31 protein-coding genes are annotated in these 21,435 nt (G+C 70.1%); 7 read left to right on the forward strand and 24 right to left on the reverse strand.

The features are described 5' to 3' along the window. The first annotated feature begins 123 nt into the window (after positions 1 to 123). Entirely contained in the window at positions 124 to 1,155 is a 1,032-nt protein-coding gene (locus tag K1T35_RS43145; RefSeq protein ID WP_220257426.1) for a trans-acting enoyl reductase family protein, read from the forward strand. 4 nt (positions 1,156 to 1,159) lie between these two features. On the opposite strand, the gene K1T35_RS43150 is transcribed toward K1T35_RS43145, so the two are convergent. Beyond that, positions 1,160 to 2,071, reverse strand: a complete 912-nt coding sequence (locus K1T35_RS43150; protein WP_220257427.1) for a VOC family protein — start codon at positions 2,069 to 2,071, stop codon at positions 1,160 to 1,162. A 53-nt stretch (positions 2,072 to 2,124) separates the two neighbouring features. Here K1T35_RS43150 and K1T35_RS49965 point away from each other — a divergent pair, with 53 nt between their 5' ends. Beyond that, positions 2,125 to 2,628: a TetR family transcriptional regulator gene (locus K1T35_RS49965; RefSeq protein ID WP_220257428.1), complete on the forward strand. Its 504-nt coding sequence runs from the start codon at positions 2,125 to 2,127 to the stop codon at positions 2,626 to 2,628. Here the strand turns inward: K1T35_RS49965 and K1T35_RS43160 are convergent. After that, positions 2,553 to 3,263: a TetR/AcrR family transcriptional regulator gene (locus K1T35_RS43160; protein ID WP_255621313.1), complete on the reverse strand. Its 711-nt coding sequence runs from the start codon at positions 3,261 to 3,263 to the stop codon at positions 2,553 to 2,555. The two genes, K1T35_RS49965 and K1T35_RS43160, sit on opposite strands and share 76 nt — an antisense overlap. Before the next feature lie 109 nt (positions 3,264 to 3,372). Between K1T35_RS43160 and K1T35_RS43165 the strand changes: the two genes are divergently transcribed. Next, entirely contained in the window at positions 3,373 to 4,074 is a 702-nt protein-coding gene (locus tag K1T35_RS43165; RefSeq protein WP_220257429.1) for an NAD(P)-dependent oxidoreductase, read from the forward strand. A 23-nt stretch (positions 4,075 to 4,097) separates the two neighbouring features. Here K1T35_RS43165 and K1T35_RS43170 read toward each other — a convergent pair whose 3' ends face one another. From K1T35_RS43170 to K1T35_RS43180, 3 genes are read right to left on the reverse strand one after another with little or no spacing between them, the layout of a single operon-like run. Continuing rightward, positions 4,098 to 4,385 carry a hypothetical protein gene (locus K1T35_RS43170; protein WP_220257430.1) on the reverse strand — a complete coding sequence of 96 codons (288 nt, stop codon included), beginning with the start codon at positions 4,383 to 4,385 and terminating at the stop codon, positions 4,098 to 4,100. Further along, complete coding sequence (locus tag K1T35_RS43175; RefSeq protein ID WP_220257431.1) at positions 4,382 to 4,930, reverse strand: RNA polymerase sigma factor; 549 nt, start codon at positions 4,928 to 4,930, stop codon at positions 4,382 to 4,384. Before K1T35_RS43175 ends, K1T35_RS43170 begins: the two co-directional genes overlap by 4 nt. Then, positions 4,927 to 6,402, reverse strand: coding sequence for a sodium:solute symporter (locus tag K1T35_RS43180; protein WP_220257432.1), 1,476 nt, complete (start codon positions 6,400 to 6,402; stop codon positions 4,927 to 4,929). The genes K1T35_RS43175 and K1T35_RS43180 overlap by 4 nt, the downstream gene beginning before the upstream one ends. Positions 6,403 to 6,591: 189 nt before the next feature. Between K1T35_RS43180 and K1T35_RS43185 the strand changes: the two genes are divergently transcribed. The 4 genes from K1T35_RS43185 (at position 6,592) to K1T35_RS43200 (ending at position 10,281) form a co-directional block, all read left to right on the forward strand. Further along, a complete protein-coding gene (locus tag K1T35_RS43185; protein ID WP_255621314.1) occupies positions 6,592 to 8,742 on the forward strand; it encodes a carbon starvation CstA family protein in 2,151 nt (716 codons plus the stop codon). Beyond that, positions 8,739 to 8,930, forward strand: coding sequence for a YbdD/YjiX family protein (locus K1T35_RS43190; protein WP_220257433.1), 192 nt, complete (start codon positions 8,739 to 8,741; stop codon positions 8,928 to 8,930). Before K1T35_RS43185 ends, K1T35_RS43190 begins: the two co-directional genes overlap by 4 nt. 149 nt (positions 8,931 to 9,079) lie before the next feature. After that, the gene (locus K1T35_RS43195) at positions 9,080 to 9,445 is read left to right on the forward strand and encodes a hypothetical protein (protein ID WP_220257434.1); all 366 of its coding nucleotides are present in this window, start codon (positions 9,080 to 9,082) and stop codon (positions 9,443 to 9,445) included. Further along, the gene (locus tag K1T35_RS43200; RefSeq protein ID WP_220257435.1) at positions 9,445 to 10,281 is read left to right on the forward strand and encodes a siderophore-interacting protein; all 837 of its coding nucleotides are present in this window, start codon (positions 9,445 to 9,447) and stop codon (positions 10,279 to 10,281) included. The genes K1T35_RS43195 and K1T35_RS43200 overlap by 1 nt, the downstream gene beginning before the upstream one ends. 57 nt (positions 10,282 to 10,338) lie before the next feature. Here the strand turns inward: K1T35_RS43200 and K1T35_RS43205 are convergent, their stop codons facing one another. The 19 genes from K1T35_RS43205 to rplP all read right to left on the reverse strand — a co-directional run bounded on the left by K1T35_RS43205 (position 10,339) and on the right by rplP (position 21,434). Beyond that, positions 10,339 to 11,721, reverse strand: coding sequence for an NAD(P)(+) transhydrogenase (Re/Si-specific) subunit beta (locus K1T35_RS43205; protein WP_220257436.1), 1,383 nt, complete (start codon positions 11,719 to 11,721; stop codon positions 10,339 to 10,341). Continuing rightward, a complete protein-coding gene (locus K1T35_RS43210) occupies positions 11,721 to 12,059 on the reverse strand; it encodes an NAD(P) transhydrogenase subunit alpha (protein ID WP_142106608.1) in 339 nt (112 codons plus the stop codon). Before K1T35_RS43210 ends, K1T35_RS43205 begins: the two co-directional genes overlap by 1 nt. Further along, entirely contained in the window at positions 12,059 to 13,123 is a 1,065-nt protein-coding gene (locus K1T35_RS43215) for a Re/Si-specific NAD(P)(+) transhydrogenase subunit alpha (protein WP_370645256.1), read from the reverse strand. The genes K1T35_RS43210 and K1T35_RS43215 overlap by 1 nt, the downstream gene beginning before the upstream one ends. A 298-nt stretch (positions 13,124 to 13,421) precedes the next feature. Next, positions 13,422 to 14,243 (reverse strand): type I methionyl aminopeptidase, encoded by an 822-nt coding sequence (gene map / locus K1T35_RS43220; protein WP_220257438.1) that lies wholly within the window; start codon positions 14,241 to 14,243, stop codon positions 13,422 to 13,424. Then, positions 14,240 to 14,794, reverse strand: a complete 555-nt coding sequence (locus K1T35_RS43225; protein WP_220257439.1) for an adenylate kinase — start codon at positions 14,792 to 14,794, stop codon at positions 14,240 to 14,242. Before K1T35_RS43225 ends, map begins: the two co-directional genes overlap by 4 nt. 55 nt (positions 14,795 to 14,849) lie before the next feature. Continuing rightward, complete coding sequence (secY, locus tag K1T35_RS43230) at positions 14,850 to 16,157, reverse strand: preprotein translocase subunit SecY (protein WP_220257440.1); 1,308 nt, start codon at positions 16,155 to 16,157, stop codon at positions 14,850 to 14,852. A 197-nt stretch (positions 16,158 to 16,354) separates the two neighbouring features. Then, on the reverse strand, positions 16,355 to 16,804 hold the full coding sequence (gene rplO / locus K1T35_RS43235) for a 50S ribosomal protein L15 (RefSeq protein ID WP_220257441.1): 450 nt from the start codon (positions 16,802 to 16,804) through the stop codon (positions 16,355 to 16,357). Then, positions 16,804 to 16,992 carry a 50S ribosomal protein L30 gene (gene rpmD / locus K1T35_RS43240; protein WP_220257442.1) on the reverse strand — a complete coding sequence of 63 codons (189 nt, stop codon included), beginning with the start codon at positions 16,990 to 16,992 and terminating at the stop codon, positions 16,804 to 16,806. Before rpmD ends, rplO begins: the two co-directional genes overlap by 1 nt. Continuing rightward, complete coding sequence (gene rpsE / locus K1T35_RS43245; RefSeq protein WP_147257367.1) at positions 16,992 to 17,621, reverse strand: 30S ribosomal protein S5; 630 nt, start codon at positions 17,619 to 17,621, stop codon at positions 16,992 to 16,994. The genes rpmD and rpsE overlap by 1 nt, the downstream gene beginning before the upstream one ends. Positions 17,622 to 17,652: 31 nt before the next feature. Further along, entirely contained in the window at positions 17,653 to 18,057 is a 405-nt protein-coding gene (gene rplR, locus K1T35_RS43250; RefSeq protein ID WP_220257443.1) for a 50S ribosomal protein L18, read from the reverse strand. Then, entirely contained in the window at positions 18,057 to 18,596 is a 540-nt protein-coding gene (gene rplF / locus K1T35_RS43255) for a 50S ribosomal protein L6 (protein WP_220257444.1), read from the reverse strand. Before rplF ends, rplR begins: the two co-directional genes overlap by 1 nt. A 13-nt stretch (positions 18,597 to 18,609) precedes the next feature. Next, entirely contained in the window at positions 18,610 to 19,008 is a 399-nt protein-coding gene (gene rpsH, locus K1T35_RS43260; RefSeq protein ID WP_220257445.1) for a 30S ribosomal protein S8, read from the reverse strand. 56 nt (positions 19,009 to 19,064) lie between these two features. Next, on the reverse strand, positions 19,065 to 19,250 hold the full coding sequence (locus tag K1T35_RS43265; RefSeq protein ID WP_220257446.1) for a type Z 30S ribosomal protein S14: 186 nt from the start codon (positions 19,248 to 19,250) through the stop codon (positions 19,065 to 19,067). A gap of 1 nt (position 19,251) precedes the next feature. Next, the gene (rplE, locus tag K1T35_RS43270) at positions 19,252 to 19,821 is read right to left on the reverse strand and encodes a 50S ribosomal protein L5 (protein ID WP_220257447.1); all 570 of its coding nucleotides are present in this window, start codon (positions 19,819 to 19,821) and stop codon (positions 19,252 to 19,254) included. A gap of 1 nt (position 19,822) precedes the next feature. Further along, entirely contained in the window at positions 19,823 to 20,137 is a 315-nt protein-coding gene (rplX, locus tag K1T35_RS43275; RefSeq protein WP_220257448.1) for a 50S ribosomal protein L24, read from the reverse strand. A 1-nt stretch (position 20,138) separates the two neighbouring features. Next, positions 20,139 to 20,507 carry a 50S ribosomal protein L14 gene (rplN, locus tag K1T35_RS43280; protein WP_142106622.1) on the reverse strand — a complete coding sequence of 123 codons (369 nt, stop codon included), beginning with the start codon at positions 20,505 to 20,507 and terminating at the stop codon, positions 20,139 to 20,141. Beyond that, on the reverse strand, positions 20,504 to 20,773 hold the full coding sequence (gene rpsQ, locus K1T35_RS43285; RefSeq protein ID WP_220257449.1) for a 30S ribosomal protein S17: 270 nt from the start codon (positions 20,771 to 20,773) through the stop codon (positions 20,504 to 20,506). Before rpsQ ends, rplN begins: the two co-directional genes overlap by 4 nt. Beyond that, positions 20,770 to 21,015 carry a 50S ribosomal protein L29 gene (gene rpmC, locus K1T35_RS43290; RefSeq protein WP_220257450.1) on the reverse strand — a complete coding sequence of 82 codons (246 nt, stop codon included), beginning with the start codon at positions 21,013 to 21,015 and terminating at the stop codon, positions 20,770 to 20,772. The genes rpsQ and rpmC overlap by 4 nt, the downstream gene beginning before the upstream one ends. Beyond that, positions 21,015 to 21,434, reverse strand: coding sequence for a 50S ribosomal protein L16 (gene rplP, locus K1T35_RS43295; RefSeq protein ID WP_220257451.1), 420 nt, complete (start codon positions 21,432 to 21,434; stop codon positions 21,015 to 21,017). Before rplP ends, rpmC begins: the two co-directional genes overlap by 1 nt. Position 21,435 lies beyond the last annotated feature (1 nt).

Genomic DNA, 21,435 nt, shown 5'->3' on the forward strand with positions numbered 1-21,435 from the left:
TCCAGCGTATGGCCACGACGGACCTCGCCGAGACGATCGGACATGGCAGCCGGAGCCTCGGGCATGGGCCGGCCGGCCCATCGTTCATAGCGTCATTCCCCTGATCGACGGAGGGAAATCGACATGAAGATCGCCGTGTACGGCGCGAGCGGTTTCACCGGCGGGCTCGCGGTGGCGGAGCTGGGCCGCCATGGCCTGTCCCCGGTGCTCGTCGGCCGCAACCCGGAACGGCTGCGCAAGGCGGCCGCAGACGCGGGGGTGGCCGACGCCGAGATCCGGGTAGCGGGCCTCGACGACCCGGTGGTGCTCGCTGCCGCGTTCGCCGGCTGCGACGCGGTGGTCAACGCCGCAGGCCCGTTCGCGCTCTGGGGCGAACCGGTCGTGCGGGCGGCGATCGCGGCCGGATGCCACTACGTCGACACGGCGGGCGAGCAGGGCTACATCCGGCGGATCCTGGAGACGGTCGGCCCCGACGCGGAGCGGGCCGGTGTGACGGTCGTCCCGGCCATGGCCGACGACGGCGGACCCGGCGACCTGATCGCCCACCTGACCGCACGTGAGCTCCCGAACGTCGCCGACCTGCTCGTCGTCGACGCGCGGCGGCCCGGGGCGGCCTCCAGGGGAACGGCCCGGTCGATGGCGGCCGCCTTCGACGCCGGCCCGCTCGAGTACGCCGACGGCACGTGGCGACCGGCGACCGGCGGCGCCCCGTCGATCACGGTGCCCGGCGAGGCCGACGAGGTAGCTCTGGCCCCGTTCGCCCTGCCCGGCGTGGTGACCGTCCCCCGGCACGTCCGGGCGGGGCGGGTGCGCAGCGGCATCCGCGCCGAGGTGGCCGAGCTGTTCGCCTCGCTCACCCCGGACGTGGTCGATTCGGTTCCCGAGGTGCTGGACGAGGAGGCGCGGAGCACGACCCGCTGGCTGATGCTGGTCGAGGCCGTCGACGGCACCGGAGGCCGGGCCAGGGGCTGGGTGACGGGGCCGGACGCCTACGGACTCACCGCGGTGATCGCCGTCGAAGGCGCCCGCCGCCTGGTGACCGACGGCGCGCCCGCGGGCGCCCTCTCCCCGGCCCAGGCGTTCGACCCCGCAGGCTTCCTCGACGCCCTCGCCCCGCACGGCGTCAGGTGGCAGACCATCGTCGGCGGCCGGTGATCGGTCACGCGGCCTGCCGGAACGCCACGGCCGCCCCGAACGCGGCCACGGCCGGCACGAACACCTCACCGGACGGGGTCACCCGCAGCGGGAACCCGGCACCGGCAACGAGGCGGCGGGTCGCGTCGAGGTGGCGAACGCTCAGCACGAAGCCGGCGAAGGCCGGAAGAACCGGCGGCCGCTCCCCGGGCAGCACAGCATCCAGGCCGGACGCGGCGACGACCGTGATTCGACCGCCGTCCAGCTCGAACGTGCGCACCGGCCCGTCGCCCTCCGCCGATCGGTCGAGGTAGCGCTCGTAGCGGCCGACGTGGCCGCGGAGCTCGGCGTCCGGGACGCAGAGGACCGAGTCCACGAGATCGAGGGCACCGTTGGGGTGCTCCGGACGCTCGCCGTCGGGCAGGTCCTCCGCCAGCGCCAGCCGCCCCTCGGGCGCGTCGGGGTCGAACTCGAGGAAACCGATCGGCACGGGTGCTCCTCCAGTCGCGGACGGCCGGTGCAGCCGCTGCACGCCGTCGTGCCGCACGCCCGCCGCGGTGAGGCGGGCAGCCGCGGCGTCGGCGTCCTGCGTCCCGAGCACCAGGATGTGCAAACCCTCGAACCGCGCCAGCGCGGCCGTGAGCCGGGCGGCGGTGGCGGTGATGCCTGCGGCGAGCCGCTCCAGCGCGGCGGGCGGGGCGTCGAGCGGCACGAGTGTGCTGCCCTCGGGCGGGGCGTCGGCGATCGCAACGAGCTCCACGAAGTTCCGGCCCAGCGTCACGTGGGTGTTGCCGGCGCCGAACGCCCGCGGCTGCATTCCCGGTGCGGGCGCCAGCGCGGGGAACGCGGCAGGCGGCAGCACGAAGCCCATCCGCCGGTACAGCGTGATCGCTGCCCCGATGTCCCGGACGACGTGCCCGACGTGGTGCAGGTGCATTCTGAAAGTCTACTATCAAAAGATAGCTCTCTTTCAGATAGGAGTGCACTGCCGTGAGTGGCCTGCGCGCACGCAAGAAGGCCAGGACGAGGACGGCGATCCAGCGGGAAGCCCTGCGCCTGTTCAGCGAGCGGGGGTACGCAGCCACCACCGTCGAGCAGATCGCGGACGCGGCAGACGTCTGGCCCAGCACGTTCTTCCGCTACTTCCCGGGCAAGGAGGACCGGCTGCTCCTCGACGATCACCACTCGCTCGCCGACGCTGTCACGCGGGCTTTCGCGGCGCAGCCACCGCAGCTGCCGGCTCACCGCAGTGATCGCCGTCGAAGGTGCGCGCCGGCTCGTCGCGGGCGGCGGCGCCCGGGCCGGGGCGCTCACGCCGTCCCAGGCGTTCGGCGGCCGATTTCCTCGACGCACTGGCCCCGCACGACGTCACTTGGCGGGTCGAGCGGGATCAACGGAACTGAACGCGGCCCTCGCCGCTACGGGGCGATGGCCCATGCTCGCAGGAGCTGGGTCAGCTCCTCGTGGAAGAGTTTGTCCGGGCTGAGGGTCTGAGGGCGCATGTGGCCGTAGATCTCCAGCGACACAAGGCCGTGCAGATGCGCCCAGATCCGCAGCGCCAGCGCCACGCCTGCCGGCGGTAGGTCCGGAAATGCTGGGCGCACCTTGTCGAGGAGTCCGGGGTCGAAGTCGGACCACTGGAACTCACTGCCGGCATAGAGATGTCGGGCGTGGGGCCAGGCAGACGCCGCGAGCCCGGCGAGCCCGGTGCAGACCCGGTGCGCCGCGTCAGGGGCGGCGCCGCCTTCAGGTGCCCGGTATCCGGGGACGGGGTCGCCGTAGATGAGTCGGAAGCCCTGCGGGTTGGCCAGGCCCCAGCCGCGGAAGGCGTGGGCCCATCCCCTGATCCGGGTGGCCGGATCCGCGCCGGAGGTCGATTCCCATGCAGTATCCACCGCGTCGGCCAGCGCGGTGTACACGTCGTGGACCAGCGCGGTGACCAGCTCGTCCCGGGTGGCGAAGTAGCCGTAGATGGCGTTGGCGGTCATGCCCATCTCGCGGGCGATGGCCCGCAGCGTGATGGCGTCGGGCCCGCCCGACGCCATCAACGCCAGCGCGACTTCCTTGATCTCTGCGGCCGTCTCGGCCCGCAGGCGCTCGCGCCGCGTCGTGGTCCCTCCGCGTGACACAGGCCGACTCTACAGCGTCACTTTCCGTGTTGTTGCGCTGAAACTTCACGGCGTATAGTTTTCGTACAGCGTCACGGAAGTGGCCTCGCAGCACCTCACAGGGGGAACGATGCAAATCGGAGTCATCGGTGCCACCGGCACCATCGGCAGCCGGGTCGTCGACGAAGCGCTCGGCCGCGGCCACCGCGTCACGGCGTTCAGCCGCGACGCGACGCAGATCCAGGACGCTCGGGATGGCGTCACGTGGGCGAGCACCGACGTCCTCGACGCCGCCAGCATCGCCGCCGTTCTTCCCAGCCTGGACGTCCTGATCAGCGGCTTCCAGCCCGGAAACGCCGCCAGGGACTTCGCAGACACCGTGGCGCGTTCCATCGCCGACCCCACTGTCTACGCCCGTGCCGCCACGGCACTGGTGACCGCCCTCGCGAGTCACCCCAGTACCCGTCTCATCGTCATCGGCGGGGCTGGGAGCCTCGAGACCGAACCCGGGGTGGTGCGGGCCGACTCGGACGAACTCCTCCACGAATCGCTCGACCAGCTCGGACTGCCCAGGGAGTACGCCGCGGCGGTTCGCGGCCACCGCGACGCCCTGAACGTCCTGCGTACCTCGAACCGGCTCTGGACCTACTTCAGTCCCGCGGAGGACATCGCCCCCGGCGAACGCACGGGCCGCTTCCGGGTTGGCGGCGACCAGCCGGTCCTGGACGCCGACGGACGCAGCCGCATCTCCGTCGAGGACGCGGCCGTCGCACTGATCAACGAGGTGGAACTGCCACGTTTCGTCCAACGCCGCTTCACGATCGGCTACTGAGCGGGCCGGCAGGGGCGGCAGACCTACGGCTGCCCGATGCGGTCCACCTGCTCCGGCCCCACCGGCTGGTGCACCGGGTCCGAGAAGATCACGTGTGTGTTCGGGTCGGCCTGGCTGAGCGCCCACAGCCCGACGGCGTCGGCCGCGGCGAACACCACCGCGGCGAGGATCGCGAGCACGAGCCGCCTGCGCCGGTAGCGGCGCCGCCAGCCGGCGCTCACCCGCCGGTACGCCTCCGGGTCGGCGCGCACGCCGGACGCGAGGGCGTCGAACGCCTCGCGCAGCCGCTCGTCGGTGCCGGGTGTGGTCATCTGCGCTCCTCGAGCATGCGCGACAGCGCCGCCATCCCGCGGGAGACGTGCACCTTGACCGAACCCGCCGTGATGCCCATCGCGTCTGCGATCTCGCTTTCGCGCAGGTCGAGCCAAAACCGTAACACCAACGCCTCCCGCTGCCGGGCCGGCAACGCGCGCACCGCGTCCACCAGCGCCTTCTGATCGTCGCGCAGCACGGCGCGTTCCTCACCGGAGGCGACGTGCGGCTGCTCGTCGCCGGTGCGCACGGCGTGCTTGCGCACCACCTGCAGGTGCCGGATGCGCATCCGGGTCAGGTTCACCACCACCGAGCGCAGGTAGGTGGCCGCCGCCGACGGTGAGCGCAGGCGCGGCCACCGGCGGTAGAGCTGGTAGAACGCCTCCGCGACGACGTCCTCGGCGTCGTCGGCGCCCAGCAGCACCGCCAGCCGCACGAGCGGCAGGTGGTGGATCTCGAAGAGCTCGGCGACGGCCGCCTCCCGGTCCGCGTCGGGTTCGGTGCGCGCCGCGGTCCCGCGCATCGCCGTACCGATCTCCGTCACGGCGCCACCTCGGCCCGCCCGGCGAACACGGGGGTGAGCATCGCGGCCACCGCGAGGTTCACCGCGAGCGCGACGACGGCGACGTAGATCAGGACGGGCCCGATCGCCACCACCGAGGTGAAGCCCTCCGCCACCGCGAGGACGGTGCCGACGACCATCCCCGCCGCCCACCCCGCGAGCAGAGCCGAACGGTGCCACCAGCCGGTGAACAGGCCCAACGCGACGGCCGGGAACGTCTGCAGGATCCAGATGCCGCCGAGGAGCTGCAGGTTGATGGCGTCCTGCTCGCGCAGGCCGAACACGAACGCGAGTGCCGCCACCTTCGCCAGCAGCGACACCCAGCGCGCCACCCGCACCTCGTGCTTGGGCGTGGCGTGCGGCAGGAAGAACTCGGCGTAGACGTTGCGGGTGAAGAGCGCCGCGACGGCCACCGACATTACAGCGGCCGGCACCAGCGCACCCACGGCAAGCGCCCCGAACACCGCGCCGCTCGCCAGCTCGGGAAGGAGCTCCCGCACCAGCAGCGGGACGGCGACCTCGGCGTTCCCCACCGGCGCGACGACCCCCGCGGCCAGCGCGGCCACGCCGAGCAGCCCGAAAAGGCCGAGCACGAACGTCCACGCCGGCATCGCGACGGTGCTGCGGCGCAGCGCGTCGGGGCTCTCGGCGGCGAAGGCAGCTGTCAGCACGTGCGGGTACATCGGGAGGGCCAGCGCGGACCCGAGGGCGAGGGTGGCGAACGCCGGGTGCAGCGCCGGATCGAGCAGGAGGCCGCCGCCCGTACCTGATCGCAGCTCGCGGTCGGCACCGTCGAACACGGCGGCGAACCCGCCGAGGCGCCCGACGACCACCGCCACCACACCGAACGCGGCCCCGAACACGAGCACGCCCTTGACCAGCGAGATCACGGCGGGCACCCGCAGCCCGCTGCGGAACGTGGCACCCGCGAGCACCGCGAAGACGGCGGTGAGGGCGAGGTCGCCTGCCAGCCCTTCCGGATACAGCCCACCGGCGGCGAGCACCGCGCGCACCCCGAGCAGCTGCAGCGCGATGTACGGCATCGTCGCCAGCACGCCGGTGAGCGCGACCACGAGCATGAGCGACGGCGAGTCGTACCGCGCCCGCACGTAGTCGGCCACGGTCACCGCGCCGGTCTCCCGTGCCGCCGTCCACAGCCGGGGCAGCAGCACGAACAGGACCGGGCAGAGGATCACCGTGTAGGCGAGCGGGAAGAAGCCCAGCGCCCCCGTGCCGTAGGCGAGGCCGGGCACCGCGGCGAACGTGTAGGCCGTGAAGATCGAGCCACCGAGCAGGAACCAGGTGACCCCGGTGCCGAACCGCCGGTCGCCCAGCGCCCACCCCTCGAGGTGCGGCAGCACGTCGCGGCGGTGGAACCAGCGGGCGGAGAACGCCAGCATCGACGTCACGCCGAGCACGGCGATGAACGCGAGGGTGGCCAGCGGCTCGTCCATGGCCCACACACCTCATCAGGCGGTTCGGCCGGTGTCCATGCCCTGCGCGCCGAGAAAAGTCGGTGCACCCTGTCAACCTGAAGCAGAATGTCGGCAACTACTGCTCGTACCGCGGCGACGGCGCCGCGGAGGGCGAGGAGATGTGATGTTGCAGAGGCTGGGGTCCCGGCTCCTCCCGGGAGGCACCGCATGACTCTCACCGAGGCACGACAGCGGATGAACCCGCGCTCCGTGCTGATCTGGACCGTCGTCGCGATCATCGGCGCGGTGGCATGGGGCGTGCTGGCCATATCCCGCGGGGAGAACGTCTCCGCGATCTGGCTGGTTGTGGCCGCGCTCGGCTCGTACGCGATCGCCTACCGCTTCTACGCGCGGTTCATCGTCAAACGGGTGCTGAAGGTCGACGACAACCGCGCTACGCCCGGCGAGCGCCTCGACAACGGCACCGACTTCCAGCCGATGGATCGGCGGGTGCTCTTCGGCCACCACTTCGCGGCGATCGCGGGCGCGGGCCCGCTCGTCGGCCCGGTGCTGGCCGCCCAGATGGGGTACCTGCCCGGCACGATCTGGATCATCGTCGGCGTCATCTTCGCCGGCGCCGTGCAGGACATGGTCGTGCTGTTCTTCTCGATGCGCCGCGACGGCCGCAGCCTCGGCCAGATGGCGCGCGACGAGATCGGCGTGGTCGGCGGCGTCGCGGCCCTCATCGCCGTGTTCGCCATCATGATCATCCTGCTGGCGGTGCTCGCCCTCGTCGTCGTGAACGCGCTCGCGCACTCCCCGTGGGGCACCTTCTCCATCGCGATGACGATCCCGATCGCGCTGTTCATGGGCTTCTACATGCGGACCATCCGGCCCGGCCAGGTCATCGAGACGAGCGTTATCGGGGTGGCGCTGCTGCTGCTCGCGATCGTCGCCGGTGGCTGGGTGCAGAACTCGAGCTGGGCGGACGCGTTCACCCTTGCCCCGACCACCTTGGTGTTCTGCCTGATCATCTACGGTTTCGCGGCCTCGGTGCTGCCGGTCTGGATGCTGCTCGCACCGCGCGACTACCTGTCGACCTTCATGAAGATCGGCACGATCGTGCTGCTCGCGCTCGGCGTGATCTTCACGGCGCCGACGCTCCAGACCGCGGCGTTCACGGACTTCGCCTTCAGCGGCACCGGGCCGGTCTTCGCCGGGTCGCTGTTCCCGTTCGTGTTCATCACGATCGCGTGCGGTGCCCTCTCCGGCTTCCACTCGCTGGTCTCGTCGGGCACCACGCCGAAGCTGATCCAGAAGGAGTCGCAGGTCCGGCTCATCGGCTACGGCGCGATGCTCATGGAGTCCTTCGTCGCCATCATGGCCCTGATCGCGGCCTGCATCCTGGACCCAGGGCTCTACTTCGCGATGAACGCGCCCGCCGGAGTGCTCGGCACCACGGTCGAGTCTGCGTCGGAGGCCGTGAACCGGCTCGGCTTCACGATCACGCCGGAGGCACTCGCCGGCGCCGCTGCCGCGGTGCAGGAGAGCACCCTCGTCGCCCGTACCGGCGGTGCGCCCACCCTCGCCGTCGGTATGTCGGAGATCTTCTCCGGCGCCTTCGGCGGCGACGCGCTCAAGGCGTTCTGGTACCACTTCGCGATCATGTTCGAGGCGCTGTTCATCCTCACCACGGTGGACGCCGGCACCCGCGTCGGGCGCTACATGCTGCAGGACACCCTCGGCAACGTCTACAAGCCGTTCGCGAACGTGAACTGGAAGCCCGGCCTGTGGATCACCAGCGCGGTCGTCGTGCTGGCGTGGGGCTACTTCCTGTACGCGGGTGTCACCGACCCGCTGGGCGGCATCAACCAGCTCTTCCCGCTGTTCGGCATCGCCAACCAGCTGCTGGCGGCGGTCGCGCTGACGGTGGCGACCACGATCCTGATCAAGACGGGACGCGCGAAGTACGCATGGGTGACGCTGATCCCGCTCGCGTGGGACGCCGCCGTCACGCTCACGGCGAGCTGGCAGAAGATCTTCTCGCCCATTCCGTCGCTCGGCTTCTTCGCCCAGCGCGACCGCTACGCCGCGGCGCTGGAGCAGGGCCAGGTGCTCGCCCCCGCGAAGGACATCGACGACATGGGCACCGTCGTGCTGAACTCCACCGTCGACGGTGTGCTGTCGATCCTCTTCGCCGCCCTGATCGTCATCGTGATCGTGAACGCCATGTTCGTCTGGTACCGGGCGCTCACCTCGTCCGAGCCGCTGCCCAGCACGGAGGTGCCCGCGGTGCCGTCGAACATCGTGGCACCGTCGGGGCTCATCGCCACGGCAGAGGAGAAGCGGGCGCTCGCGGCGGCCGGGGAACGGTCGTGACCACGCTCGCCGAGGCGTGGCGGGGCGTGCACTGGTACCTGCGCGAGCTGACCGGCGAAACCCAGTACGACCGCTACGTCGAGCGGCACGCGCGCGAGCACCCGGGCGCGCAGCCGCTGTCCAGGCGGGAGTTCGAGCGCCGCCGCATCGACGGACAGGAGCCCAAGCCGGGCAGCCGCTGCTGCTGAGTCCCGTTGCAGCAAAGCCACTTTCCCGCAACCATCTTGCGGGAAAGTGGCTTTGCTGCATTCCGGGCGAAGGGCGTGACACCTTCCACACCAGCCCCATAACGACATCGCACTATGGTGAGCCTTACCTCAATCCGAAGGGGGTTCACGTGCGCAGGGTCAAGGGCGTCTCCGTCACCCGCAGGCAGGTTCTCGGCGGCACGCTCGGCGTCGGGGCTGTGGTCCTCGCCGGGTGCGGGAGCTCGTCGGACACGTCGGCACCTGTCACGCCAGGTCCGTCAGAGGCCGCCACGGACGATGGACCGCAGGGGCTGCTCGCGAACGAGCTGTACCGGCGGCTGGACGTGCACACCGAGGGTCGCGACCTGTTCCTCGGCCTCGGCCTCTACAACGGAGCCCTGGTCTTCGCGTCCGTGCTGAGCCTGCCGCTCGTGCTCGACGAGCTGGTCCCGCAGATGGCTCTCGCCATCGACGGCGACCCGCAGACGCGGGCCGAGCTGAACCCGGCAGCCTGATGGGCACCCAACCGGACGTGCTCACCGCTCAGGTGCAGACGGCGCGCGCCCTCGGGCCCCACATGATCCGGATCGTCCTCGGCGGTGGTGACCTCGCCCGGTACGTCCCGGTCGGGGTGCCGGACGAGGCCGTGGCGCTCTGGTTCCCCGCCACGGATCCCGACGGCGAGCCGATCGGCCGGAACTACAGCGTCCGCGCCTTCGACACCACCAGCGCCGAGATGACCATCGACTTCGTCGTGCACGACGGCGGGGTAGCCGCCCAGTGGGCCGCGCGCGCCGCCCCCGGCGACGAGGTGGACCTCAGCCGGCCCCGCAGCTGGTACCGGCCATCACCGGACACGCGGTGGCACCTGCTCGTCGCCGACCTGGCGGGCCTCCCGGCGCTCGCCCGGATCCTCGAGGAACGGGACCCGGCCGTCCCGGCGCACGTCATCATCGAGGTGCTCGACGAGCGGGAACTCGCCATGCTGCCGACTGCAGCGGGCGTCACGGTCGAGGCGTGCACCGGCACCGGTAACGGGGTCGCCCCGAGCGTCCTGGCCGCACGAGTCCGGGCCCATCCCCTACCGACGGGCCCCGGGTACGCCTGGTTCGCGGGCGAGGCGGGTGAGGCCCGGCAGATCCGCAAGCTCCTGCGAGCCGACCACGGCTGGGGCCGCGACCAGGTCGACGCCATCGGCTACTGGCGCGTCGACAGCGAACGCTGGCTCAGGCACTACGAGCGCGTGCAGAACGAACTGATCGCCGTCTACCAGGGCGCGCTCGAGGCGGGGCGCAGCGAGAAGGAAGCCAGCGAGCTGTACGACGACGCGCTCGAGCAGGCCGGCCTCTGATCCCGACTCGTGAGTGGATACGCGCGCTCTGGCACGCGTATCCACTCACGGCCCTGGTCAGAGAGACTTGAGCTCCTCGGTCACCTCCGCGACGCTCTTCTTCGCGTCGCCGAAGAGCATCGAGGTGTTGTCGGCGTAGAACAGCGGGTTGTCGATGCCGGCGAAGCCACTGCTCATCGAACGCTTGAGCACGATCACCGAGTGGCTCTCGTCGACGTTGAGGATCGGCATCCCGTAGATGGGCGAGCCTGCATCGTTGCGGGCCGCCGGGTTGGTGACGTCGTTCGCCCCGATCACCAACGTGACGTCGGTGCGGGTGAACTCGCCGTTGATCTCGTCCATCTCCTTGAGCGCGTCGTAGGAGACGTCGGCCTCGGCGAGCAGCACGTTCATGTGCCCCGGCATCCGGCCAGCAACGGGGTGGATGGCGTACTTGACCTCCACACCCTTGCCCTCCAGCAGGTCGGCCATCTCCTTGACCGCGTGCTGGGCCTGCGCCACCGCCATCCCGTACCCGGGCACGACGATCACCTGCGACGCGTACGCCATCTGGATCGCCGCGTCGGCCGCGGACGTCGACTTCACGGTGCGCTCCACACCGTCGTCCGCCCCGGGCAGGGTGGTGGTGCCGCCGAACCCGCCCGCGACGATCGCCGGGATCGAACGGTTCATCGCCGTGGCCATCAGATTGGTCAGGATCGAGCCGGACGCCCCGACGATCATGCCGGCGACGATCATGGCGGTGTTGTCCAGCGCGAGACCGGCGGCCGCGGCCGAGAGCCCGGTGAGGGCGTTGAGCAGCGAGATCACCACCGGCATGTCGGCGCCGCCGATCGGCAGCACCACCAGCACGCCGAGCACCGCGGCCAGCACCAGCAGGGCGACGATCCAGATCTGCGGTGCCCCGCCCATACCGGCCGCGACAGCACAGACGACCGCGCCGAGCAGCAGGAGGCCGTTGACGAACTGCTGCGCCTTGCCCAGCCCGATGGGGCGCCCCGGGAGGATCTCCTGCAGCTTGCCGAACGCGATCAGCGAGCCCCAGAAGGAGATCGACCCGACGATCGCTGCGAACATCGACGCCACGATCACGTGCCCGGGCTCGGCGAGGAAGCCGTCCGTGGTGCGGAACTCCGACCACGCGATGAGCGCCACCGCCCCGCCGCCGACGCCGTTGAACAGCGCCACCATCTGCGGCATCGCGGTCATCTTCACCTGCCGGGCGGACGGCACGCCCAGCGCCGTGCCGACCACGAGGCCGACCACGATCAGCAGCCAGTTGTGCTCCACTTGCAGCAGCGTGGCCACCACCGCGAGCGCCATGCCTGCGGCGGCGATCCAGTTGCCGCGCACCGCCGTCTTCGGGCCGGTGAGGCCCATCAGGCCGTAGATGAAGAGCGCGAACGCGACGATGTAGAGGATCGCGACGAGAGCGTCCATCAGGAGTCGCCCTTCCCGTTCGACGCGATCTTCTCCGCGGCCGGGGCCTGCGGCTTGGCCTTGAACATGCCGAGCATCCGGTCGGTCACGAGGAAGCCACCGATCACGTTGATCATGCCGAACGCGATGGCGACGACCAGGAGGATCGCGTCCACGACCGACGGGTTCTCCAGGTGGCCGAGCACGATCAGGCCACCGAGCAGCACGATGCCGTGGATCGCGTTGGTGCCCGACATCAGCGGCGTGTGCAGCGTGTTGGGCACCTTCGAGATCACCGCGAAGCCGACGAAGCCGGCCAGCACCAGGATCGCGAGGTTCGCCAGCAGTCCGGTTTCCATCAGTCCCTCCCGCGGGTGACGCAGGACTTCGCGAGCACCTCGTCGTCCCAGTTCGGCGCGACGGCGCCGGACTCGTCCAGCATCAGTTCGAGCAGCGCCGAGACGTTGCGGGCGTACAGCTCCGACGCGTGCTCGGGCATCGTGGCCGGCAGGTTCAGCGGGGCCGCGATGGTGACGTCGTGCTTGACGACCACCTTGCCGGCCTCGGTGAGCTCGCAGTTGCCGCCGCTCTCCCCTGCCAGGTCCACGACCACACTGCCGGGGCGCATGCCCTTCACGGCCGCGGCGGTGACCAGCGTCGGCGCGGTGCGGCCGGGCACGTTCGCCGTGGTGATGACGACGTCGAAGCCGGTGATCGCCTCCTCGAGGCGCCTCTGCTGCTCGGACCGCTCCTCGGCCGTGAGCTCACGGGCGTACCCGCCCTCACCCGCGGCCTCGATCCCGAGGTCGAGCCACTGGGCGCCGAGGGAGCGCACCTGGTCGGCCACCTCGGGACGCACGTCGTAGCCGGTGGTGCGCGCGCCCAGCCGCTTCGCGGTGGCCAGCGCCTGCAGCCCCGCGACGCCGACGCCGAGCACCAGCGCCGTGGCCGGCTTCACGGTGCCCGCCGCCGTGGTGAGCATCGGGAAGAACCGGGTGCTCTGCTCCGCGGCGAGCAGCACGGCCTTGTAGCCGGCCACGTTCGCCTGCGACGACAGCGCGTCCATCGACTGCGCACGGGAGATGCGCGGGATCGCCTCCATGGCGAAGGCCTGCACCCCCGCCTTCGCCAGCGCATCGACGGTCTCCGGTGACGTCAGCGGCGAGAGGAAGCCGATCAGCGTGCCGCCCTCGCGCAGCTTGCCGATCTCCTCGTCCGTCGGCGGGTTGACCTTGGCCACGACGTCGCACGCCCACGGATCCCCGACCGTGGCGCCCACCTGCGTGAACAACTCGTCGGGGATGAGTGCGCCGAGCCCGGCCCCGGCCTCGACCACGACGTCCACACCCCGCGTCCGAAGCTTCTCGACGACCTTGGGCACCATGGCGACCCGGCGCTCCCCGGCGGCAGACTCGCGCGGCACCCCGACGGTGGTCCGCCGCGGTACTGTGGATTCTGTATTCACAAGACCGGAGCCTAGCCCACGTCACCCCCGATCAGGGGACGAGTGTGACGTGCGCGGCCCTGAACCCGCAGTTCGGGGCACCGAGGCCAACCCAGGGGGCCTTCGATGGCGCCGCGCATCGGACACCGCCCCACGCGCCGCCACGGGCGACTTCACACACCCAGTGCCCGCTTCACACAAAGCCGGCCCTGTGTGAAGCGGACACTGAGTGTGTGAAGTGGCCATCGGCCGGGGGCGAGAGCTCCCGGCAGAGGGGTCAGGGGAGGGTGAGGATGCGGGGGCCGTCGTCCGTGACGGCGACGCTGTGCTCCCAGTGCACCGCTCGGCTGCCATCGGCGGTGACGACCGTCCAGCCGTCGTCGAGCTCGCGGGTCTCCGGATCGCCCGCGGTGAGCATCGGCTCCACGGCGAGGGCCATCCCGGTGACCAGCCGCGGCCCCTGTCCGGGGTCGCCGTAGTTGGGCAGGAACGGGTCCATGTGCATCGAGGTGCCGATGCCGTGCCCGCCGTACTCGGCGACGATCCCGTACTTCACGCCGTCGCGCTCGCCCGCGGCCTCGGCGGCCACCTGCACGGCGTGCGAGATGTCCGTGAGCCTGCCGTCGGCGCGCACCGCGGCGATGCCGGCGTGCAGCGCCTCCTCGCAGGCGGCCGACAATGCGAGGTCGGCGGGCGAGACCGCTCCGATCGGGATGGTCACCGCGGCGTCACCGTGCCAGCCGTCGAGGATCGCTCCGCAGTCGACGGAGATCAGGTCACCGTCGGCGAGGATCTGGGAGGCCGCCGGGATGCCGTGCACGATCTGCTCGTTCACCGAGGCGCAGATCGACGCCGGGTAGTCGTGGTAACCGAGGAACGACGGGGTCGCCCCACCGTCGCGGATGGTCTGCTCGGCCAGCGCGTCCAGCTCGGCGGTGCTCACGCCGGCCTTCGCCGCCTCGACGACCGCGGCGAGCGTACGGGCCACGAGAGCACCCGCGGCGCGCATCGCGTCGAGCTCACCGGGGGTCTTCAGCTCGATGTCCCGGCCTCGCCACCGGGCGATGAACCCGCGAACGCCCCCGCGTCCCGCGTTCATCGCTCGCGCAGCGCGTCGGACACCCGGTCGGTGATCTCCTCGACGGCCCCGACGGCGTTGATCGTGACGAGCCGGTCGCTGTAGTGCTCCAGGAGCGGCGCCGTCTCGTCGCGGTAGACCTGCTGGCGGCGCCGGATGACGTCCTCGGTGTCGTCGGTGCGACCACGGCCCAGCAGGCGACGCACCAGCTCGTCCTCTGGCACCTTCAGCTCGACGACCGTGTCGATGTCCTCGCTGCGCTCGGCCAGGAGCTGGTCGAGCGAGTTCGCCTGGCTCAGATTGCGCGGGAAGCCGTCGAGGACGAACCCCTTGACGGCGTCGTCCTCGGCGAGGCGATCGCGCATCATGGCGATGGTGACGCTGTCCGGCACCAGATCGCCCGCGTCGATGTAGCGCTTGGCCTCCAGCCCGATCGGCGTCTCCGCGCCGGGCTGCAGGTTGGCGCGGAACAGGTCACCACTGGAGATGTGCGGCACGTCCAGACGCTCCGCGAGACGCACCGCCTGGGTGCCCTTGCCCGCGCCTGGTGGACCGACCAAAAGAAGACGCACGCGACACCGACCTCCTGAACTCGACAACGAACCGAACCCGACCGACTGCTCGACGCTAACGCAGGAAACCGTCGTACTTGCGTTGCATGAGCTGGCTCTCGATCTGTTTGACTGTGTCGAGGCCCACTCCGACCATGATCAGCACAGCCGTTCCCCCGAAGGGGAAGTTCTGGTTCTGGCCCGAGCCGGTGATGCCGAGGAAGAAGTTCGGCAGCACGGCGATGATGCCGAGGTACAGGGAGCCGGGCAGCGTGATGCGGGACAGGACGAACTGCAGGTACTCCGCGGTCGGCCGGCCCGGCCGGATGCCGGGGATGAACCCGCCGAACTTCTTCATCTCGTCGGCCCGTTCCTCGGGGTTGAACGTGATGCCGACGTAGAAGTAGGTGAAGAAGATGATCAGAGCGATGTAGAGCGTGATGTGCACCCAGCTGGACTGATCGACCAGGTAGGTCTGCACGAACTGCTGGAACCCGCCGCCGGTGGTGCCGGCCAGCCGCGAGATCAGGTCCGGCAGGTACAGCAGCGACGAACCGAAGATGACCGGGATGACGCCGGCCTGGTTGACCTTCAGCGGCAGGTAGGTGGACGTGCCGCCGTACATGCGACGTCCGACCATCCGCTTGGCGTACTGCACCGGGATGCGGCGCTGGCCCTGCTCGACGAACACCACGCTCGCGATGATCGCCAGCCCGAAGAAGCAGACGCCCGCGAAGACGAGGCCGCCGTTCTGCAGGATGTTGGCGCCCTCGGCGGGGATCCGGGCCGCGATCGAGGTGAAGATCAGCAGCGACATGCCGTTGCCGATACCGCGCTCGCCGACCTGCTCGCCCAGCCACATGATGACCGCGGTGCCGGCCGTCATCACGATCACGATGACCGACAGCGTGAAGATGTTCGACTCGGGGATCACCGGGAGGGAGCAGTTGGTGAACAGCTGCCCCCGGTCCGCCAGCGCCACGATGCCGGTGGCCTGCAGGACGGCGAGCGCGATCGTGAGGTAGCGGGTGTACTGGGTCAGCTTGTTCTGACCCGACGACCCTTCCTTCTTAAGCTGCTCGAAGCGCGGGATGACCACCGTGAGGAGCTGGACGATGATGCTCGCGGTGATGTACGGCATGATGCCGAGCGCGAAGATCGACAACTGCAGCAGTGCGCCGCCGGAGAACAGGTTGATCAGCGAGTAGATGCTCGAGCTGTCGCTCTGCTCGACCTGCTCGAGGCACTCCTGGATGTTCGGGTACGACACCCCGGGCGAGGGGATCGAGCACCCGAGCCGGTACACCGCGATGATCCCCAGCGTGAAGAGGATCTTCTTCCGCAGGTCAGGCGTGGTCAGTGCCGACCGAAAAGCGCTGAGCACTCGGTGATCCTCCTGTACTGGGTGGCCCGCTCCACGGCGGACCCCGTCCGTCGCAATCGAAAGCGACGCTCGCCGGGCTCCCGCTTGACTTCGACGAACCCGGGCAGGAACGACTCTAACAGCGGCCGCCCCACCCGTACGGCACGGACCGGGACCTAAGCGTAGGCCCCGGTCCGCACCGAACAGGCGTGAACTCTCTAGAGTTCGGTGGCGGTGCCACCCGCGGCCGTGATCTTGTCACGGGCGCTGCCGGAGAAGGCGTGGGCACTCACGGTGAGCGCGACGCCGTCCAGGTCGCCGTTGCCGAGGACCTTGACCAGCTGGTTGCGCCGCACCGCGCCGGCCGCGACGAGCTCGTCGGGGCCGACGGCGCCGCCCTCGGGGAACAGCTGGGCGAGGTCGCCCACGTTCACCACCTGGTACTCGACGCGGAACCGGTTCTTGAAGCCCTTGAGCTTCGGCAGCCGCATGTGCAGCGGCATCTGGCCACCCTCGAAGGCGGGCGAGACCGTCTTGCGTGCCTTGGTGCCCTTGGTACCGCGACCGGCGGTCTTGCCGCGCTTGCCGCCTTCGCCTCGGCCGACCCGGGTCTTCTCGGTCTTGGCGCCCGGGGCAGGCCGGAGGTGATGGAGCTTGATGACGCTCATCAGGAGCTCACCTCCTCGACCGTCACGAGGTGCCGGACGGTCTTGATCATGCCGCGGATCTGCGAGTTGTCGTCCCGCTCGACCTGCTGGCGGATCTTGCGCAGCCCGAGCGAGAGCAACGTGGCGCGCTGGTTCTGCTTGCACCCGATGCTGCTGCGCACCTGGGTGATCACGAGCTTTCCGGCCATCACGACCTCGCACCCTGCGCGGCGGCCGCACGGGCCCGCAGCATCTCGGCGGGGGCAACGTCCTCGAGCGGCAGGCCGCGGCGGGCCGCCACCTCCTCGGGACGCTGGATCTGCTTCAGCGCGTCCACCGTGGCGTGCACGATGTTGATCGCGTTGTCGCTACCGAGCGACTTCGACAGGACGTCGTGGATGCCGGCGCACTCCAGCACGGCACGCACCGGACCACCGGCGATGACACCGGTACCGGGGCTCGCCGGGCGGAGCATGACGACACCGGCCGCGGCCTCGCCCTGCACGCGGTGCACGATCGTGCCGCCGATGCGCGGGACGCGGAAGAAGTTCTTCTTCGCCTCCTCGACGCCCTTGGCGATCGCCGCCGGCACCTCCTTGGCCTTGCCGTAGCCGACGCCGACCATGCCGTCGCCGTCACCCACGATCATCAGGGCGGTGAAGCTGAAGCGCCGACCACCCTTGACGACCTTGGCCACGCGGTTGATCGTGACCAGGCGCTCGATGTACGGGGTCTTGTCCTGGGCCGCCCCGCCACGGCCTCCGTCCCGGCGGTCCCGGCGGTCGCGGTTGTCGCCGCCACCGGGCCCTCCGCCGTCACGCCGCGTGCGTCCCGGCATCAGACGTTCCCTTCCATCAGTGAAACCATCATCAGAACTCCAGACCGCCCTCGCGGGCGGCGTCGGCCAGCGCGGCGATCCGACCGTGGTAGTCGTAGCCGCCCCGGTCGAAGACCACGGCGGTGACGCCGGCCTCGCGGGCGCGGGCGGCCACCAGCTCGCCGACCTTCGTCGCGCGGGCCTTCTTGTCGCCGTCCAGCGCGCGGACGTCGGCTTCGAGCGAGGACGCCGCGGCCAGCGTGCGGCCGGCGACGTCGTCGATCAGCTGCACTAGGATGTGCCGCGAGCTGCGCTTGACGGCGAGACGCGGCCGGTCGGCGCTGCCGACGACCTTCTTGCGCAGGCGGGCGTGCCGGCGGGTGATCGCGGTGCGGCGCTTGGCCGACACCTGGGAAGCGGTGCGCTTCCGGGCGTTGGCGGAAATCGTCTCAGCCATCACTTACCCGTCTTTCCGACCTTGCGGCGGACGTTCTCGCCCGCGTACCGCACACCCTTGCCCTTGTACGGCTCGGGCTTGCGGATCTTGCGGATGTTGGCTGCGGTCTCGCCGACCAGCTGCTTGTCGATGCCGCTGACCGAGAACCGGGTGGGCGCCTCCACCGCGAAGGTGATGCCCTCCGGCGGCTCCACCACGACAGGGTGGCTGAAGCCGAGCGCGAACTCGAGGTTGGAGCCCTTCAACGCCACGCGGTAACCGACGCCGACGATCTCCAGCTTCTTCTCGTAGCCGGACGTGACGCCGACGACCAGGTTGTTGACCAGCGAGCGGGTGAGACCGTGGTAGGCCTTGCTGCGGCGCTCGTCGTCAGGGCGCTTCACGAGGATGGCGCCGTCGTCACCGCGCTCGACCGAGATCGGCTCGATGACGGTGTGCGACAGAGTGCCCTTGGGGCCCTTCACGGTCACCGTGCGGCCGTCGATGGAGACGTCCACCCCAGCGGGCACGGTGACGGGCAGCTTCCCGATACGGGACATGTCTTCTACCCCCTCACCAGACGTAGGCGAGGACTTCCCCGCCCACGCCGTTCTTCTTGGCCTGCTTGTCGGTCTGCAGACCGCTCGACGTCGAGATGATCGCGACGCCGAGGCCACCGAGGACCCGGGGCAGGGTGGTGTTCTTGGCGTACACGCGCAGGCCGGGCTTCGACACGCGCCGGAGGCCGGCGATGCTGCGCTCCCGGTTGCGCCCGTACTTGAGCTCGATGACCAGGTTCTTGCCGACCTCGGCGTCCTCCACGTGGTGGGAGGCGATGTAACCCTCCTTCTGGAGGATCTCCGCGATCGAGACCTTGAGCTTCGAGTGCGGCATGACCACGCGGTCGTGGTACGCCGAGTTGGCATTGCGCAGACGCGTGAGCATGTCTGCGATGGGGTCGGTCATCGTCATGTGACGTCGTCACTTTCCCGCCGTGGTTCCCCTCGCGGGGCCTGCGGCGAACGGGATTACCAGGAGGACTTGTTCACGCCGGGCAGCTCGCCCGCGTGTGCCATTTCCCGGACACAGATGCGGCAGAGGCCGAACTTGCGCAGCACCGCGCGCGGCCGGCCGCACTTCTGGCAGCGCGTGTAGCCACGCACCTTGAACTTCGGCTTTGCCGCGGCCTTGATGATGAGCGCCTTCTTGGCCATCTCACGCCTCCTTGAACGGGAAGCCGAGCCGGCGCAGCAACGCCCGGCCTTCCTCGTCGGTCGTGGCCGTGGTGACGACCGTGATGTCCATGCCGCGCGGCCGGTCGATCGAGTCCGGGTCGATCTCGTGGAACATCGACTGCTCCGTGAGCCCGAACGTGTAGTTGCCCCGGCCGTCGAACTGCGTGCCCGAGAGGCCACGGAAGTCGCGGATACGCGGCAGCGCGATCGTCAGCAGGCGGTCGAGGAACTCCCACATCCGGTCGCCGCGGAGGGTGACCTTCGCGCCGATCGGCATGCCCTCGCGCAGCTTGAACTGGGCGATGGACTTGGTGGCCCGGCGGACCTGCGGCTTCTGGCCGGTGATGGTGGCCAGGTCGCGGACCGCGCCGTCGATCAGCTTCGCGTCGCGGGCGGCGTCGCCGACGCCCATGTTGACGACGACCTTCACGACGCCGGGGATCTGCATGACGTTGGAGTAGGAGAACTGCTCGCGCAGCTCGCCCTTGATCTCGTCGAGGTAGCGCTGCTTGAGTCGCGGCGCCACTCGCTCAGCGGTGGGTGCGCTCATCTCAGATCTCCTTCCCGGAACGCCGGGAGATCCGGACGCGCTTGCCCTCGTCGGTGACGTTCTTGCCGACGCGGGTGGGCTTGCCATCGCCGTCGACCAGCATCACGTTCGAGACGTGGATGGCGGCCTCGGTGGTGATGATCCCGCCGGACTGCGCGCCGCGCTGGTTCTGGGTGATCCGGGTGTGCTTCTTGATCCGGTTGACACCCTCGACGAGCACGCGCTGCGTGTCCGGGTAGGCCTGGATGACCTTGCCCTTCGCGCCCTTGTCCTTGCCGGCGATCACCTGCACGGTGTCGCCCTTCTTGACCTTCATGTCAGAGCACCTCCGGAGCGAGGGAGATGATCTTCATGAACCGCTTGTCGCGCAGTTCGCGCCCGACCGGGCCGAAGATGCGGGTCCCCCGCGGCTCGCCGTCCTGCTTGATGAGCACGGCGGCGTTCTCGTCGAACCGGATGTAGGACCCGTCCGGCCGCCTGCGCTCCTTGACGGTGCGCACGATGACAGCCTTGACCACGTCACCGCGCTTCACGCCTGCGCCGGGGATGGCGTCCTTCACCGTGGCGACGATCGTGTCGCCGATTCCTGCGTAGCGCCGGCCGGAGCCGCCCAGCACCCGGATGCACAGGATCTCCTTGGCACCGGTGTTGTCGGCGACGCGCAGCCGCGACTCCTGCTGGATCACTTCGCCTTCTCCAGGATCTCCACCAGCCGCCAGCGCTTGGTGGCGGACAGCGGGCGGGTCTCCATCAGCCGGACGCGGTCGCCCGTCCCGGCCGTGTTGCCCTCGTCGTGCGCCTTGACCTTGCTGGTCCGGCGAATGACCTTCGCGTACAGCGGGTGCTTCACGCGGTCCTCGAGCTCGACCACGATGGTCTTGTCCATCTTGTCGGACACGACCAGGCCCTCACGGACCTTGCGCTCCCCGCGGACCTGAGCCTTCTCACTCATGCCGCACCCTCGTCGTTCTCATCGGGGGCGGCCGAGAGGCCCAGCTCGCGCTCGCGCATGATCGTGTAGATCCGCGCGATGTCGTGCCGGACGGTACGCAGCCGCCGGTTGTTGTCCAGCTGCCCGGTGGCCATCTGGAAGCGGAGGTTGAACAGCTCCTCCTTGGCCTCCCGCACCCGCAGCACGAGCTCCTCGTCGGAAAGCTCGCGCAGCTCGGCAGCGGCGGTCGAGCCTGCGGCCATCAGATGTCACCACCTTCACGGGTAACGATCCGGCACTTCATGGGCAGCTTGTGAATCGCGCGACGCAGCGCCTCGCGAGCGGTCTGCTCGTTCGGGAAGCTCATCTCGAACACGACCCGGCCGGGCTTGATGTTGGCGACCCACTTCTCCGGCGAACCCTTACCGGAACCCATGCGGGTCTCGGCGGGCTTCTTGGTGAGCGGGCGGTCCGGGAACACGTTGATCCAGACCTTGCCGCCACGGCGGATGTGCCGGTTGATGGCGATACGGGCGGACTCGATCTGCCGGTTCGTGATGTAGGCGGGCTCGAGCGCCTGGATGCCGTAGTCGCCGAAGGTCACCCGCGTGCCGCCGGTGGCCATGCCGGTGCGGTGCGGCCGGTGCTGCTTGCGGTGCTTGACCTTGCGTGGGATCAGCATG

The organism is Pseudonocardia sp. DSM 110487 (assembly GCF_019468565.1).
Lineage (GTDB): Bacteria > Actinomycetota > Actinomycetes > Mycobacteriales > Pseudonocardiaceae > Pseudonocardia.